The 15,628-nt window shown below is 68.2% G+C and carries 14 protein-coding genes; 6 read left to right on the top strand and 8 right to left on the bottom strand.

All coding sequences use genetic code 11. The features are described 5' to 3' along the window. Window positions 1-24: 24 nt before the first annotated feature. On the bottom strand, window positions 25-951 hold the full coding sequence (locus N5079_RS14065) for a hypothetical protein (protein WP_261584117.1): 927 nt from the start codon (window positions 949-951) through the stop codon (window positions 25-27). A 320-nt stretch (window positions 952-1,271) separates the two neighbouring features. Between N5079_RS14065 and N5079_RS14060 the strand changes: the two genes are divergently transcribed. Beyond that, the gene (locus N5079_RS14060; RefSeq protein WP_261584116.1) at window positions 1,272-1,685 is read left to right on the top strand and encodes a hypothetical protein; all 414 of its coding nucleotides are present in this window, start codon (window positions 1,272-1,274) and stop codon (window positions 1,683-1,685) included. A gap of 207 nt (window positions 1,686-1,892) precedes the next feature. Here N5079_RS14060 and N5079_RS14055 read toward each other — a convergent pair whose 3' ends face one another. Then, complete coding sequence (locus N5079_RS14055; protein ID WP_261584115.1) at window positions 1,893-2,732, bottom strand: IS5 family transposase; 840 nt, start codon at window positions 2,730-2,732, stop codon at window positions 1,893-1,895. A gap of 209 nt (window positions 2,733-2,941) precedes the next feature. Between N5079_RS14055 and N5079_RS14050 the strand changes: the two genes are divergently transcribed. The 4 genes from N5079_RS14050 (at window position 2,942) to sppA (ending at window position 8,070) form a co-directional block, all read left to right on the top strand. After that, the gene (locus N5079_RS14050; protein ID WP_261584114.1) at window positions 2,942-3,331 is read left to right on the top strand and encodes a hypothetical protein; all 390 of its coding nucleotides are present in this window, start codon (window positions 2,942-2,944) and stop codon (window positions 3,329-3,331) included. Between the two features lie 236 nt (window positions 3,332-3,567). Next, window positions 3,568-4,359 carry an aminotransferase class IV family protein gene (locus tag N5079_RS14045; protein ID WP_261584113.1) on the top strand — a complete coding sequence of 264 codons (792 nt, stop codon included), beginning with the start codon at window positions 3,568-3,570 and terminating at the stop codon, window positions 4,357-4,359. A gap of 182 nt (window positions 4,360-4,541) precedes the next feature. Continuing rightward, on the top strand, window positions 4,542-6,092 hold the full coding sequence (locus tag N5079_RS14040; protein ID WP_261584112.1) for a glycosyl hydrolase family 18 protein: 1,551 nt from the start codon (window positions 4,542-4,544) through the stop codon (window positions 6,090-6,092). A 286-nt stretch (window positions 6,093-6,378) separates the two neighbouring features. After that, window positions 6,379-8,070: a signal peptide peptidase SppA gene (gene sppA / locus N5079_RS14035; RefSeq protein ID WP_261584110.1), complete on the top strand. Its 1,692-nt coding sequence runs from the start codon at window positions 6,379-6,381 to the stop codon at window positions 8,068-8,070. Window positions 8,071-8,101: 31 nt separating this feature from the next. Here the strand turns inward: sppA and N5079_RS14030 are convergent, their stop codons facing one another. The 5 genes from N5079_RS14030 to N5079_RS14010 form a co-directional block, all read right to left on the bottom strand. Next, entirely contained in the window at window positions 8,102-8,578 is a 477-nt protein-coding gene (locus N5079_RS14030; RefSeq protein ID WP_261584109.1) for a flavin reductase family protein, read from the bottom strand. Window positions 8,579-8,983: 405 nt separating this feature from the next. Then, complete coding sequence (locus N5079_RS14025; RefSeq protein ID WP_261584108.1) at window positions 8,984-9,901, bottom strand: ABC transporter substrate-binding protein; 918 nt, start codon at window positions 9,899-9,901, stop codon at window positions 8,984-8,986. Window positions 9,902-9,938: 37 nt separating this feature from the next. Next, a complete protein-coding gene (locus tag N5079_RS14020) occupies window positions 9,939-10,601 on the bottom strand; it encodes an ABC transporter permease (protein WP_261584107.1) in 663 nt (220 codons plus the stop codon). Further along, window positions 10,598-11,272, bottom strand: a complete 675-nt coding sequence (locus tag N5079_RS14015; protein WP_261584105.1) for an ABC transporter permease — start codon at window positions 11,270-11,272, stop codon at window positions 10,598-10,600. The genes N5079_RS14020 and N5079_RS14015 overlap by 4 nt, the downstream gene beginning before the upstream one ends. Next, window positions 11,269-12,396, bottom strand: a complete 1,128-nt coding sequence (locus tag N5079_RS14010) for an ABC transporter ATP-binding protein (RefSeq protein WP_261584103.1) — start codon at window positions 12,394-12,396, stop codon at window positions 11,269-11,271. The genes N5079_RS14015 and N5079_RS14010 overlap by 4 nt, the downstream gene beginning before the upstream one ends. 315 nt (window positions 12,397-12,711) lie before the next feature. On the opposite strand from N5079_RS14010, the gene N5079_RS14005 reads away from it, so the two are divergent. Beyond that, a complete protein-coding gene (locus tag N5079_RS14005; RefSeq protein ID WP_261584102.1) occupies window positions 12,712-14,253 on the top strand; it encodes an RNA polymerase sigma factor in 1,542 nt (513 codons plus the stop codon). An 89-nt stretch (window positions 14,254-14,342) separates the two neighbouring features. On the opposite strand, the gene N5079_RS14000 is transcribed toward N5079_RS14005, so the two are convergent. Continuing rightward, window positions 14,343-15,515, bottom strand: coding sequence for a lipid-transfer protein (locus N5079_RS14000; RefSeq protein WP_261584101.1), 1,173 nt, complete (start codon window positions 15,513-15,515; stop codon window positions 14,343-14,345). Between the last annotated feature and the right edge of the window lie 113 nt (window positions 15,516-15,628).

Raw genomic sequence — 15,628 nt, 5'->3', positions numbered from 1 at the left:
GAACCTGAGCCATCGAGGCCGAGATCACTTCATCACGTTGACCGCATTCGCGTACCGCGTTTCAAGCAGGGTCCTCAATCTGTCCAGTGCCGGCCTGTTCGCATCGATGATCTTCTGCTGCGCGTCCCTGTAGATGGCCCGCCTGGCTCCGCTGTAGTCAACCTGCAACCGGCATCTTTCGTCGGCACGTGCGACCCGTAATTCCGCCGCGGTGGGCGGGGTCCACGTTGCCTCTTCTCCGCCGCGACTTGACCAGCGGCTATCTGATTCTGCGTATCCTGGAGCAGGGTAGCTGAATCCCGCCGCATGCATGCATCGACTCCACCTCTCGTCGATGGATTTCATGCGCGAGTCTCGATAAGCGAGATCGGACGCGTTGTCCATGAACACATAAAGGTTCTTATAGATGCCGGGTTTGGCAGGGACCTTCCCGTCCGGCCCGGGTGCATTTCCATTGAGTGTCCGCTGAGCCAGACCGTCACAGCCTCCCTCCGGCACAGCTTTACCGTGATACCGTCGGATCGTCCCCACATGAACCGCGTCCTGGCGTTTGGGAATCACATAGCCGCGAATTCCGGTGACCGCGGCCGCTTCCTCTCGTTTCTGTCCTGGCGGCCCGCTGTAGCCGTACTGCTGCACCTGCTTAGCACCCAGCCAGCCCAGGTACGTTGCATTCCTGGGGTAGGTCACCGGCCGGGTGTCATGTGGCTTGAAGGGCAACCCAAACGAAATCAGGCAGTCCTTGATCAGTTTGTAGCGGGCAGTCTGCACGACTGACCGAGCAGTGACATCCAGGTCGTAGGCATCCAACGGAAGGCTGAGATCGGCTTCGCTGGTGACGGCAGGGGTGATCTTCGCTTCTGGAGAAGGCTCCGCCCTGCTGCATCCGGAAGTCGCCAGGACACCGGCGGCAAGCAGGCAGGCCACCCACATGGAATTCGACATCTTCATCGCAAGTTATCCGTAGAATTTTCTGTAGAAATTACGGAGCCGCGTTGTCTCAGTCAGCGAAGCCGGGGACAACGCGGCCGGTCCGTATGTGGGCGCGCGAAGACCCTCCAGGAAGCCGTGCGAGAACGATCGTTCCTCAGAGCGTGTTTGAGAAGGTCGTCAGTGTGCCGGGTGATGGCGTGACGGCCGTCCGATTTGTCGCCAGGGTGGTCGGGTGCCCCCTCGTCGTTACCCCTCAAAGTGCGCTCAGCGAGACAACATGCGCCTCGCTCGACTGGCCCGCCACTCAAAGGTACTGACCGATCAAGTACCTTCTGACCATGTCTGACGAGGTTTCAGCGCTGCCTGCCGGTGAGGCGAAGGAACCGTTCGGCCTCGGCTGCGCGACCATGACGGCGCTGGTCGGCCTCGCTATCGCCGTCAGCGGTTTCTTGATGCTCGGGCCCTCACTGCGGGCGGTGAAGGGCGAAGGGATTCGGGGCACTCTGACGGTGCAGATCCGAGATTGCATCAAAACGTCGTGTAACTGGAGCGGCCCGTTCGTCTCGGATGACCGGCGGCTCCGGCTCGCTCACGTCGAGACCGGCGACCTGGCCGACGGCACGCAGCCCGGCGAGCACGTCGCCGTGATCGACGTGGACGGCAACATCTACGGAGCCGCGGGCTCGACCGAATGGCTCGGTGACGTCGGCGCGACCCTCGTAGGCGCTCTCGTCGTCACAGGCGCGATCTGAGGCTGGTGGTCCTCGGGTCGCTCGGTGCGAGTGCGACTATGGGCGCGACGCCGGGTACGTGGAGGCCGTCATGCCCGGCCACTCCAGTGACGACTCAACTAATGAGACCAAGCAAGCAGTAGCAGCCATCCGGCTCTGTCGATCTGTCACCGCCTGGCAGAGACCGATGATCTTCTCCAAGTCTCTTAAGTACGTGTTCGAGAAGGGCTAATTCGCCGCCTGGTCGATGGCGTATCGCTGTTGGCGTGTAGCGGCGCGGCCACGGGTGAGGCGGCGGGCCATGCCGTTGATGGCCGCCCAGCGGATCATGGCCTCGGCGGTGGCGGGGTGACGTTCATAGTCCCGGGCCAGGCGGCGGTGACTGGTCAGCCACGCCAGCGACCGTTCGACGACCCAACGCCGCTCAATCACCGTGAAACCGATCTGGCCCGGCGCCTTGCGGACGATGTGCAGCACGGTACGCAGGACCCGCTGGGTCCACTCCACCAGAGCTCCGGCGAACCCCGCGTCCGCGAACACGTACCGGACCGGCGTGACCAGGTACATGGCCAGGAGGGTCGTCTTCGCGCCGTCGCGGTCTTGGACGGAGGCGGCCATCACGCACACGACCAGCAGCAACACGAGGGTGTCGGTGACGATGAACCGTTTACGCCCGTTCACCTTCTTGCCGGCGTCGTAGCCGCGGGACTCTCGGCCCACGGTGTCGGCACCCTTCACGCTCTGGGAGTCGATGATCCCCGCGGTCGGCTCCTCGGCCCGCCCCTGCGCCGCCCGGACCCGCCGCCGCAGTACGGCCAGCATCTGCTCGGTGACCTTGGCTTCCTCCCAGCGGACGAAATACCAGTACACCGTTTGCCAGGGCGGGAAGTCGAACGGCAGCTGACGCCAGGCGCACCCGGTGCGGACCACGTACAAGATCGCGTCGACGATGTCGCGGCGGGAGTGCTTTTCCGGCCGACCGCCCCTGTTGGGCGCGGGAAGCAGCGGCTCGATCAGCGCCCACTGCGCGTCGGTCAGGTCGGAGGGGTAGCGGCGCTCGCGTGGCACCCAGCCATGATCGCGACTCCTCGACCGTCACGGCGACGAGACGCTGAGACCGTTACCGACCTTCTCAAACACTCACTCACGCGTGCTTCTCCACCAGGAACGCCTTCAGGCCGCTGTTTCCTCCGGTACGGCTGTTGCTCGGACCGCCTTCAGGACCTCATCGATGGCGTCCACGTCGGCGTCCGGGAACAAGGAGCAGGGTCAGGCGCATGGCCCGGAGCCGCGTGATCAGTGGCGGGAGCGGACAGGGGCGCGGCGGCGGTTCGGTCGCGGGCATGCGCGACCGCGCCCCCGGCCGATCGTGCCCGCCCTGGTGCGTGGAGACCCACACCGGAGAACGGCCCGGCGAACGCGTGCACTACGCCTGGCTCCGAGCGGTCGAGCTGAGCACCTATGCGACACTCGCCGGCCAGAACTCACAACGGCTGTGGCTCGACCTGATTCTCGCCCCCGGCGACGAGCCACCCCGCGTGCACCTGCAACTCGACGATCTCCCCATCGCCGCGTTGGCCGCCGACGAGGCCCAGCGCTTCGGCATCCACCTCATCGCGCTCTCGACCCTGAGTGCGATGGAGACCCCACCCTCCACCGAACCGTGACGGTCAGCGCCCCGTATCCTCCGAGCCCCGACCTCCCGCCTGCCGTACATCCCCCCGTCCCGGCAGGCGGGCCATACCGCCCCTCCCGAGAGCTACGACAGTCATGCGCCTCCCGCGTCCAGGCGTCCGTCAAGGCGGAGCACCCTTTCGCCCCGGCTCCTGGACCGCCCCTGTCTTCTTCCTCAGCCCGCAGCCACCTCCCGTACGCCACGGGCCCGAAATGCGAGGATGATCGCATGGAGTTGAACGGACGACCGGTCACACCTGATGACCTCAGCGCACTCGGGCTCTACAACTACGGCCACTTCACCTCCATGCGAGTGGAGCAGGGCGGACGGGTTCGCGGCCTTTCACTGCACTTGGACCGGCTCCTTCATGACTGTCGAGCCCTCCATGGTGTCGTCCTTGACATGGATCTCGTACGGCACCTCGTCCGACGTGCGGTGACGGCAGTGACGCTGCCGACGATCGTGCGGGTCACCGTGTTCGATCCAGCGCTCGACCTCGGGCATCCGGGGACCGATGCGAATCCGGGCATCATGGTCTCCGCCCGGCCCGCATCGACTGGGACGTTACCGGCATTGAAGCTGCGCTCAGCTCAATATGAGCGCGAGTTGCCGGAGGTCAAGCATGTCGGTCTCTTCGGGACTGTACGCCACCGGCGGGCGGCGCAGCTCGATGGCTACGACGACGTCCTGTTCATAGATGACAAGTCGCGGGTATCCGAAGGTGCGACGTGGAACGTCGCTTTCCTTCGAGATGGCAAGGTCCTGTGGCCGCGGTCCAACTGGCTGCCAGGCGTAACGATGCGTCTCGTCACCGATCTCATGGAGCGCGCCGGTATCGACTTTGAGAACGTCGAAATCACTCTTGATGAAATAGGAGCCATGGAGGCCGCTTTCGTCACGAATGCCGCTATCGGCGTCCGGCCTATCCGATCCATCGACGAGATCAAGTTCGTAGCAAATCGTCCTATCATCAGCCGCCTGCAGGACGAGTACGCGGCAATTCCGGGAGAGTTCCTGTAGCTAGCCTCGGACGCGCGGCCTGGGTCTCTGTTGGGCCGCCGCACCTTAGGGGAGGCTTAAGTGAGGGTTAACCACGCGCGAACGCGTTGACGGGCCATGGCAGGTTCTCTACGGTTAGGCCAACTGATAGGAAACTTTCCTATGAGTTACCAGGTCCTCCCTCCCCCCACCTGGAGCCTTTCTTGCGAAAGATCCTGCTCGGGTCCCTCGTCGCCGGAGCGGCGCTCCTCGCGCCGCTCGCCCTCGGGACCGCCTCCGCCAGCACCACCGCCGCTCCCCAGAGCCAGCTGGTCGCGCTGGCCTACGCGGCCTGGGCCCCCAACACCTCTTATGCCATCGGCGCGCGGGTGACCTACAACGGGGTCGACTACGAGTGCATCCAGGCCCACACGTCCCTGACCGGCTGGGAGCCGCCGAACGTCCCGGCCCTGTGGAAGCCCCTCTCGGGCTCCACCCCGACGCCGACTCCCACCAAGACGCCGACCCCGACGCCGACGCCGACGCCGACCCCGACGCCGACGCCGACCAAGACCCCCACCCCGACGCCGACCCCGACGCCCACGAAGACGCCGACGCCGACGCCAACCCCGACGCCAACCGGCACGCCGCCCCCCGGCGGCAAGAAGGTGATCGGCTACTTCACCAACTGGGGCGTCTACGCGCGTAACTACCACGTGAAGAACCTCGTCACCAGCGGCTCGGCCGCCAAGCTGACGCACATCATCTACGCCTTCGGCAACGTCGCGGGCGGCCAGTGCGCGCTGTCGGACACCTACGCCGACTACGACAAGTTCTACGACGCGGGATCCAGCGTGGACGGCACGTCCGACACGTGGGATGCGGGCGCGCTGCGCGGCAACTTCAACCAACTGCGCAAGCTGAAGAAGCTCTACCCGAACATCAAGGTCCTGTTCTCCTTCGGCGGCTGGACCTACTCGGGCGGCTTCACGCAGGCGGCGGCCAACCCGACGGCGTTCGCCAACTCCTGCTACAACGTGGTCGAGGACTCGCGCTGGGCCGACGTGTTCGACGGCATCGACATCGACTGGGAGTACCCGAACGCCTGCGGCCTGTCCTGTGACACCAGCGGCACCAGCGCGTACACCAACCTGATGAAGGCGCTGCGCGCCAAGTTCGGGTCCAGCTACCTGATCACCTCGGCCATCACGGCCGACGGCACCAGCGGTGGCAAGATCGACGCCGGCGGGTACGGCACGGCCGCGCAGTACGTCAACTGGTACGACGTGATGACCTACGACTACTTCGGGGCCTGGGCCGCGCAGGGACCGACCGCGCCGCACGCGCCGCTCACCTCCTACACCGGCATCCCGATCGCGAACTACTACTCCGACGCGGCCATCCAGAAGCTGAAGAGCCTCGGCGTCCCGGCGAGCAAGCTGCTCCTCGGCATCGGGTTCTACGGCCGCGGGTGGACCGGCGTGACGCAGAGCGCGCCGGGCGGCACCGCCACGGGTGCGGCGCCCGGAACGTACGAGGCCGGCATCGAGGACTACAAGGTCCTCAAGAGCAGCTGCCCGGCGACCGGCACCATCGCCGGCACGGCGTACGCCAAGTGCGGCAGCAACTGGTGGAGCTACGACACCCCCAGCACGATCGCGGGCAAGATGACCTACGCCAAGAACCAGGGTCTCGGCGGCGCGTTCTTCTGGGAGTTCACCGGGGACACCTCGAACGGTGAGCTGATCACGGCCATCTCCAACGGCCTGAGGTAACCGGCCGAGCAGCCTTCGGCTCACGTGGATCCATCGACTCCAGCCGCGGTATCAGCCCACCCCCCGGGCCACTTCGGCCGCCACTGACCGCGGCTGGCCAAGGCCCCCGCGTCTCCGGACGCGGGGGCCTTCACATGTCTCCCGCAGCCTCCCGCGACACAGCACCCCATCTCGTACGGCACACCCTCTACGCCCACAACCTCGGACGGCACAGCTCGAAAGCAGGCGAAAGCCGTACCAATCGGGAGGCGCGTCGATAGGGACACCGTCGCTTAAGGTGGCATTTATGGACGCGACTAAGGCGATCTTGGAGACTGTCGACCGGGTGCGGCAGCGCCGTACCGCACCGCTGGTGCTGGAGCTCGATCTGACCGAGGGGCTGTCCGAGGGCCCGCCCGCCGACCCGCTCGGCGCGCTGCTGTCCATGCGCAAGGCGCGCCTCACCGACGTGCTGTCCGGCCTCAAGCGGGCCCGCAAGGACCCCCGCGTCAAGGCGCTGATCGTCAAGATAGGCGGCAACCCGCTCGGGCTCGGCATGGTCCAGGAGTTGCGCGCCGCCGTGCTCCAGTTCAGGGCGGCGGGCAAGCGGACCGTCGCGTTCGGGGAGACGTTCGGCGAGTTCGGGGCCGGGACCGTTCCCTACTACCTGGCCAGCGCGTTCGAGAAGGTCTACCTCCAGCCCTCCGGTGACGTCGGCCTGACCGGCGTCGCGCTCGAACAGCGCTTCCTCCGGGACGCGCTCGCCAAGGCCGGCGTGGAGTATCAGCTCGGCCAGCGGCACGAGTACAAGACCGCCGCGAACATGTTCACCCAGAACCACATGACCGAGCCGCACCGCGAGTCGGCCACCCGGATCGCCGAGTCGGTGACCGAACAGATTACGGCCGGCATCGCCGAGGCGCGCTCGCTCGACCCGCAGCGCGTGCGTGAGCTGATCGACCGCGGCCCGTTCATCGGCGCCGAAGCCGTCGAGGCCGGGCTGGTGGACGCGCTGAAGTACCGGGACGAGGTCTACGCCGAGACGGTGAAGGACGACGCCCACCTGCTCTATGTGTCGCGGTACGCCAAGTCCGTGCTGTCGAAGCGGCTGCCGCACCCCGGCGAGGACGTGGTCGCGCTCGTCCACGGCATCGGCTCGATCCGGCTCGGCCGCAGCGGGCGCTCACCGCTGGGCGGCGGGGGCGCCATGGGCTCCGACACGATCTGCGCCGCCCTGCGCTCGGCCCGCAGGGACGAGAAGGTCAAGGCCATCGTGTTCCGGGTGGACAGCCCCGGCGGGTCGTACGTCGCCTCCGATGCCATCTGGCGTGAGGTCGTGCTGGCCCGGAAGGCCGGCAAGCCGGTGATCATCTCCATGGGCGACGTGGCCGCGTCGGGCGGGTATTTCGTCTCGATGGCCGCCGACGTGATCGTGGCCCAGCCCGGCACGCTCACCGGATCGATCGGCGTGTTCGGCGGCAAGCCGGTCGTCGGGGAGCTGCTGGGCAAGCTCGGCGTGGTGACCGAGGCGATCACGGAAGGCGCCAACGCCGGGATGTTCTCCCCGGCGCGCGAGTTCTCCGACGCCCAGTGGGAGCGGGTGAACGCCTGGCTCGACCGGATCTACGACGACTTCGTCGGCAAGGTGGCGGATGGGCGCCGCATGGACAAGGACAGGGCGCACGAGCTGGCCAGGGGCCGGGTCTGGACGGGCGCCGACGCCCGGGAGTCCGGTCTCGTCGACGAGCTCGGCGGCCTGGAGGACGCGCTCGCCCTCGCCCGTAAGAAGGCCGGGCTCGCCTCCGATGCCACCGTCCGGACATATCCGCGCATGCACCCGTTGGAGCGGCTACGGCCGCCGGAGTCCAGCGAGGACAGGTCGGCCGCGCTGACCCGCGTCCGGCTGGAGGCCTGGGGCCCGATGGCCCGGCTGGCCGGGGAACTCGGTCTCCCGGCGTACGGCCCGCTCGTCCTTCCCGGCTGGTGGACGATCCGCTAACCCCCGGTTCGGCTACGGGGGTCGCCGGCCTCTACTGCGGCACGGGGCGGTAGCGGGCGCGGAGCCGTACGAGCGGGGCCTTGACGGGGTCGACGTAGTCGACTCCGAGGACCTCCCCGATGAACAGGGTGTGATCCCCGGCCGGGACGACCTGTGCCGTCTCGACCTCCAGCGCCGTCACGCCGCCGTCGACGACGAGCGCCTCGCTGTGCGTCCCGCGGTGGTGCGGGACGCCGGCGAGGAGGAGTCGGGCGCTGGGCCTGCCCGGGGTGGCGAACCGCGAAGCGATGGCCTGCTGGCCGTCGGCGAGCAGGCTGGCCGCCCAGCGGTCCCGGCGGAGCAGCACCTCGGCGAGGTAGCTTTCCGCGCCGAGGCTGATAAGGACCAGCGGAGGGTCGAGGGACACCGACATGAGCGTCGCCACGGTGGTGCCGACGTCGTCCCGGCCGTCCTTGACCGTCACCACGCCGACCCCCGCCGGCACCTGCCCCATGGCCTCGGTGAACATGCCCCTCCCTCCCCATTGTTGGTGACCACTACTGTTGGTGATCATGCACGGGTTCCGCCAGAGCCCGTTGAGCTGCGCCAACCCTCGTAGTGATCATGCACGGGTTCCGCCGGAGCCCGTTGAGCTGCGCCAACCCTTGTGGTGATCATGCACAGTTTCCCGGGCAGGGGCCTGGCCTGCGGCTTTCCCCTTCGCGATCATGCAATCCGTGCGTCGCATGGTCACCAAGAGTCTCGGCGCAGGCCCGCAGTCATTCACGGGAAAGCGTGCATGATCACGAGCGACGTTCTCCCTGATGGAGGACCGATCCAGGACTGCGCGCATGATCACGCGCAGAGTTGTCCCTGACCAGAACACCTTCCCAGGAACCTGTGCATGATCACGCGCGAGGGGGGGCGGCTCCGGTTACAGGAGGCCGTTCTGGGTCAGCCAGTCCTTGGCGACCACCGGCGGGTCGTCCTTGTCGACCGCGATCCGCTTCATCAGCGACACCAGCGTGGCCGTGTCGAGCTTGGCCGAGATCGCGTTGAGGGTCGAGGTCACCGTGTCGTTCACACCGGCCTTGTAGACCAGCGGGACGACGTTCTCGGCGCCGAAGGCGTTCTTGTTGTCCTTCAGCGGCACCAGGTCGTTCAGCACGATCTTGGGGTCGGTCGTGAAGACGTTGCCGACCTGGATCGTGCCGCTCTTGATCGCGTCAGCGGTGGTGTCGCCGGTCGGCTTCCACTGCTTGAACTCCAGGCCGTAGACGTTCTTGAAGTTGGCCTCCTGCCGCTCCTTGAACTCCGGCGGGCCGCCGACGACGAAGCCCTTCGACACCTTGGCCAGATCCTCGATCGTCGCGAGGTTGTTCTTGGTGGCCGTCTCCTTGGTGACCGTCAGCGAGTTGTTGTCCTCGGCCGCGGACGGGTCCAGGATCTCCAGCTCCGGCGGAAGCTTGGCCTTGAGGTTGGCCAGGATCTCGTCCTTGGTCTTCGCCGTGGTGCTCTTGTCCACGAACGCGTTCAGCGAGCCGATGTACTCCGGCAGGATCGTCAACCCGCCGCTCTTCACCTGGTCGTAGACCACTTCACGGCTGCCGATGTTGGGCTTCTCCTCGACCGTGACGCCCTTGGCCTGGAGGGCCTGCGCGTAGATCGAGCCGAGGAGCACGCTCTCGGGGAAGTTGAAGGAGCCGACCACGACCTTGGCGGCCGTTCCCCCCGAGGTCGCGGGAGCGGCGGACGTCGTGGCTGTGGTCAGGGGGTCCGACCCTCCACCACACGCGGATAGGGCGAGCGCTGCGGTCAGGGCGACCGCGGCAGCGCTGAGGATACGTCTCATCGTGCAATCCCTTCACATTCGGGGGGTAATAGGAAGGTTAGCGGACCTGCCGCACCCCCGGGGAGACGACCGCCCGGTTGAGCAGCGTGAATCCCAACTGGACGGCGAGGGCGAGGGCCGCGATCAGCACCGCTCCGCCGATGACGCTGGAGTAGCTCTTGGTGGCGAGACCGTCGATGATGAACCGTCCGAGCCCGCCCAGGCCGACGAACGCGGCCACGGTGGCGGTCGACACCACCTGGATCGCGGCGAGCCGCAGGCCCAGCAGGATCAGCGGCAGCGCCACCGGCGTCAACGTCCGGAAGAGGACCTGGTAGCCGCGCAGGCCCATGCCGTACGCCGCGTCCCGGAGGTCGGGGTCCACTCCGCGCACGCCCTCGTAGGTGTTGACCAGGATCGGCGGGATGGCGAGCACGACGAGCGGGACGAGCACCGGGAGGACGGTCCCGACGCCGATCAGCAGCACGACCAGCACCAGCAGCCCGAGCGTGGGAAGGGCGCGGGCGGCGTTCGCGGAGATCACGACGAGCAGCGCGCCCCGCCCCGTGTGGCCGATCAGCATGCCGAGCGGGACCGCGACCAACGCCGCGATGAGGAAGGCGGCGGCCGAGAACTCCAGGTGCTCCAGCAGCCGGGCGGGGATCCCGTCGGGGCCGGACCAGTTCGCGGCGTCGCCGAAGAAGTCGATCAGCCAGTTCACGCCGTCCTCCTCGCCCGGGACCACGGGGTCAGCAGCCGCTGCGCGAGCACGAGCAGGCCGTCGGAGAGCACGGCGAGCAGCACGATGAGCGCGATTCCGACGACGATCGGCGTGTAGAACTGCCGCTGCCAGCCGTCGATGAAGAGGTTGCCGAGGCCGCCCTGGCCGATCAGCGCGCCGACGCTGACCAGGCTGATGCTCGACACCGTGGCGACCCGCAGGCCCGCGAGGACCACGGGCACGGCGACCGGCAACTCGACCTGGAGAAGACGGCGCAGCGGCCGGAATCCCATCGCGACCGCCGACTGCCGCACGTGGTCCGGAACCGAGGTGAGCCCGTCGACCACGGCCGGGATCAGCACGGCCAGCGTGAAGAAGGTGAGCGGGAGGATCACCGTCGACTGGCTGAGCCCGGTGACGGACAGGAAGATCGAGAAAAGCACGAGCGACGGCAGCGAGTAGGTCACGTTCATCAGCCCGGCCGTCGGCTGGTAGAGCCAGCGCCAGCGCATGCAGGCGAGCCCGAGCGGCAGCGCGATGAGCAGCCCGAAGACCACCGGCAGGAACGCCATCACGACGTGGTTCTCCAGCAGGGTCCTGATGGCGGACGGGCTGCCGTTGTCCCAGTTCCGCAGAATCCAGTCCCAGCGGACCAGCGGCTCGTCGTTCATGACGGCGACCCTCCCAGATCGGCCCCTCCCAGATCGGCCCCTCCCACATCGGCCGCTCCCGAATCGGCCCCGGCCGTCTCCCCGCCGGGCCCGCCGCGGCCGGGGTCCTCGTGGACGCCCACGGCGTACTGGCCGAGGACCTCGTCCAGCGCCTCGCGGGTCACGACGCCCTCCACGCGGCCGTCACCGTTGACGGCGACCGCGGTGCCGTTCGGCGAGAGCAGGGCCGCGTCCAGCACCGCGCGCAGCGAGTCGCGCTCGGGGTTGAACGTTCCGTACGGCGCGAGCCCGCCGTTCCAGCGCCACCCGAGGGGCCGGTCGTCGTCGTCCACCACGAGGTCGGGCGGAGCCGCGCCGGGCCGGACGCTCTTGGCGGAGATGAACGACAGCCGCCGGATGCCCCGGTCGCGGCCGAGGAACTCGCGGACGAACTCGTCGGCGGGCTCGGTGAGCAGGGTGGCGGGGCCCGCCATCTGCGCCAGCCGCCCTCCGACGCGCAGGACGGCGACCGTGTCGCCCAGCTTGATGGCCTCGTCGATGTCGTGGGTGACGAACACGATCGTCTTGTGCAGCTCGGACTGCAGGCGCAGCAGCTCCTCCTGGAGGCTGGCGCGCACGATCGGGTCGACGGCGCTGAAGGGCTCGTCCATCAGCAGCACGGGCGGGTCCGCCGCGAGCGCCCTGGCCACCCCGACCCGCTGCTGCTGGCCGCCGGAGAGCTGGAAGGGGTAGCGGCCCGCCAGCTTCGGGTCGAGGCCGACCAGCTCCATCAGCTCCATCGCCCGCGCCCGGGCCTTCTTCTTGTCCCAGCCCAGGAGATAGGGCACGGTGGCCACGTTGTCCACTATCTTGCGGTGCGGGAAAAGGCCGGCCTGCTGGATGACGTACCCGATGCCGCGCCGCAGCGTGGGCGGGTCGATGTTCTTCACATCCTGGTCGTCGAGCAGAATCCGCCCGGAAGTGGCGTCGATCATTCGGTTGATCATGCGGAGCGAGGTCGTCTTGCCACAGCCGGAGGGCCCCACGAACACGGTGATCGCGCCAGTGGGCACCTCGAGGCTGAGGTGGTCCACCGCCACCGTTCCGTCCTCGTAGCGCTTGGTGACGCCTTCAAATGTGATCACGCGGACCTCGTCCCTTGAAATTGCGATCAAACCAACAGCGCGAGCGCCCTCACTGTTCCCAGGAGCGGCTGCCTTAGCCACCCGGCGTGACGGCCTCTTTCGTGGCCCCCGCCACATGATGTGCCCGTCAGCCTAAGGGCACCTGCCTAGTCTGTCCCGTCCGCCCGAGTTTCGGGAGATCCCAATGGTCCGCGAAACCCGCGACTGAATATCTATCAAAAACGCATCTAATAGTGCGCTGACCCGCGATGTCTTGGCATGATTACTCTCTGGAACCTCTCCAGCCCCTCCGCCACGAACCCAGAGGAGCCGGTCGTGACCCCATCGCTCACCGGTCAGCGCTCCCGCAGCGAGCTGATCGCCGAGCTCTACGAGCGTCACGCCGCCGGCCTGTTCGCGTACTGCCACGACCAGCTCGGTGAGTCGGCCTCCGCCGCCGACGCCATCGTGGCGGTCTTCACCGGCGTCCCGACCGTCGAGCCGCCGCGCGCCGTCCTCTACGCGCTGGCCCGCCGGGAGATCTACCGCAGAGACGTCAGCTACGCCCTCCCCGCCGTCGACTCGATCGCCGACCCCGCCACCGCGCTGATCGAGCGGGTCTTCCGGGACATCCGGCCGCACCAGCGCGAGGTTCTGCTCCTGTCGGCCGTCTGCGGCCTGGTGGCGCCGGAACTGGCGGTCGTGCTCGACGTGGCGCCCGACACCGCCGAGGAGCTGCGGCTCGGCGCCCGGCGGCGCTTCGCGCAGACGCTGGAGACCGCGACGGCGGCGGCCAGGTCGGCGCCCTTCGTGGCCAGGGACGTCGCCGAGGTCTACGACGCGATCGGGGTCGCCCCGGTGGAGGACGTGCTGGCCCGGCTGCCGTGGCGCCGCCCGTCAGCCGCGGTGCGCGCCCGCGTGCTCTCCTCGCTGCCCTTCGAGGACCCCGGTACGGCTACCGCCGCGCCCAAGCTGCCGACCAAGAAGCTCTGGCCCACCACGCCGACCTGGCCGCTGCCGCTGAACAACCCCGACCAGGTGAGCAACACGTGCGTCGTGCAGACCGGCGCGATCACCCCGGCGGAGACGAGACGGAAGCCCAAGCACGAGGCCACCACCGAGCCCATGCCCAAGCTGCGGGGAGCGCTCCTCGCCGCCCTCGGCGAGAGCCGTACGCGCAAGCGGCGTGCGGCCGAACCGGCGGCCTTGCCCGCTCCCGTCCCGATGGAAGCCGAAGCCTCGGAGGGCTTCGACGCGTTCCGACCGGCCGATACCGACGAGAAACCGCCGATGGCTTCGGCTGCCTCGTCCGTTCCGGCCGCTTCGGCGGCTGAGGCTTCGGTGCCGGTCGCCGGTGCGGCGATGGCGGCGGACGTGCCCGTATTGCCGGTCACGCCCGTGTCGCCCTCGACTGACGCCCCCAGCCTTGGGGGTGCCGTGTCCGCCCAGAACGCTTCGGCTCCCGCAGGCGCCCCGGTGACTTCAGGTTCTCCGAGCATTCTGGGCACTCTGGGCGTGCCGGCGAACCTGACGCCGGGTCCGACGCGGGGCTCGGCTCCAGGCGCCGCTTCGCGGGTCACTTCCGAGGCCACTGCCTGGGCCACAACCGGCGCCGCTGCCGAGGCCACTTCAGGAGTCACGGCTCAGGCGGGCGGCACGGCGGCGCGCACCGTGAAGGAGCCGACCCTCACGCGCACCGAGGCGGCGGCCGCCCGGCGCGGCAAGGGCGGCAAGGGCGGCAAGGGCGGCAAAAAGGTGAAGCCCATCAAGATGGGCGAGCACCACTACGACTGGGTGTGGGAGCTCGTCGGCTTCCTCATCTGCCTCGCCATCGCGTTGATCGTCTTCTTCTGCGTCCCCACCATCGTCACCCCTTAGCTACGGGGATCTGAACGCGACGCGGCACCTGCGGGACGCTCCGGCCCGCGCGGCTCTCGCGCGATCACGGTCTACCGTCTTGGCGGTGTTCAGCCGCCCGACAGGATCAGGCCGCTCGTCGGGACGCCGGTCCCGGCCGTGACGAGCACGTTCCGCACCTTCGGCACCTGGTTCACCGCGCTTCCACGGATCTGCCGTACGGCTTCCGCGATGCCGTTCATGCCGTGAATGTAGGCCTCGCCGAGCTGTCCGCCGTGCGGGTTGACGGGCAGATGGCCGTCGATCTCGATGCCGCCGTCCTGGACGAGGTGTTTGGCCTCCCCCCGGCCGCAGAACCCCAACTCCTCCAGCTGCGTGAGAACAAACGGCGTGAAGTGGTCGTACAAGATGGCCGTCTGAATGTCGGCCGGAGTGAGACCCGACTTCTCCCACAGTTGCCTTCCGACAACCCCCATCTCGGGCAGACCGGCCATGTCGTCGCGGTAGTAGCTGGTCATCATCATCTGCCCCGCGCCCGCACCCTGGGCGGCGGCCGTGATGACCGCCGCCGGGCGGCGCAGATCTCTGGCGCGCTCGGCGGAGGTCACGACCAGCGCGACCGCGCCGTCGCTCTCCTGACAGCAGTCCAGCAGGTGCAGCGGCTCCACGATCCACCTGGAGCTCTGGTGCTCCGCCAAGGTGATCGGCCTGCCGTAGAACCACGCGGCCGGATTCGTCGAGGCGTGCCGCCGCATGGCCACCGCGACCCGCCCGAAGTCTTCCGACGTAACGCCGTATTGGTACATGTAGCGCTGGGCGAACATGGCCACCCACGCCGCCGGGGTCATCAGCCCGTACGGCACATGCCAGCTCATCTCCAGTCCCTGCGACGAGGGCTGGCCCCCCAACCGGGCGTCCGGCTGGCCGAAACGGCGACCGGACCGCTCGTTGAACGCCCGATAGCACACGACCGTGTGAGCGGCCCCCGTCGCCACCGCCATGGCGGCATGAAGAACCGTGCCGCAGGCCGCCCCACCGCCATACTCCACGCGGGAGAAGAACGACAGATCGCCGATGCCGGCCTCGCGGGCGACGGCGATCTCCTGGTTCGTGTCCTGGGTGTAGGTCACCATGCCGTCCACGTCGGACGGCTGGAGCCCGGCGTCGTCCAACGCGGCGAACACCGCCTCGGCGGCCAATTGGAGCTCCGAGCGCCCGGACTCCTTGGAGAACTCGGTCGTGCCGATGCCGGCGACAGCCGTACGGCCGGAAAGTGATTGCATGGGAAGGACCTCCTGCATGATCACGAAACGGCATCCGGGAGGCCGGAGCCGCTGCGCGGGAACTTGTGCATGATCACCAAAGGGGACCCGGAGGTCGCGGCCTCTCACGGGAA

The organism is Planotetraspora sp. A-T 1434 (assembly GCF_025420585.1).
Lineage (GTDB): Bacteria > Actinomycetota > Actinomycetes > Streptosporangiales > Streptosporangiaceae > JAOEGB01.
This window is presented reverse-complemented; position numbering and strand designations above follow the sequence as displayed.

Coding starts and splice junctions, on each gene's coding strand:
- N5079_RS14065 (WP_261584117.1), bottom strand. CDS start 951: ATGAAGATGTCGAATTCCATGTGGGTGGCCTGCCTGCTTGCCGCCGGT.
- N5079_RS14060 (WP_261584116.1), top strand. CDS start 1,272: ATGTCTGACGAGGTTTCAGCGCTGCCTGCCGGTGAGGCGAAGGAACCG.
- N5079_RS14050 (WP_261584114.1), top strand. CDS start 2,942: ATGGCCCGGAGCCGCGTGATCAGTGGCGGGAGCGGACAGGGGCGCGGC.
- N5079_RS14045 (WP_261584113.1), top strand. CDS start 3,568: ATGGAGTTGAACGGACGACCGGTCACACCTGATGACCTCAGCGCACTC.
- sppA (WP_261584110.1), top strand. CDS start 6,379: ATGGACGCGACTAAGGCGATCTTGGAGACTGTCGACCGGGTGCGGCAG.
- N5079_RS14030 (WP_261584109.1), bottom strand. CDS start 8,578: ATGTTCACCGAGGCCATGGGGCAGGTGCCGGCGGGGGTCGGCGTGGTG.
- N5079_RS14025 (WP_261584108.1), bottom strand. CDS start 9,901: ATGAGACGTATCCTCAGCGCTGCCGCGGTCGCCCTGACCGCAGCGCTC.
- N5079_RS14015 (WP_261584105.1), bottom strand. CDS start 11,272: ATGAACGACGAGCCGCTGGTCCGCTGGGACTGGATTCTGCGGAACTGG.
- N5079_RS14000 (WP_261584101.1), bottom strand. CDS start 15,515: ATGCAATCACTTTCCGGCCGTACGGCTGTCGCCGGCATCGGCACGACC.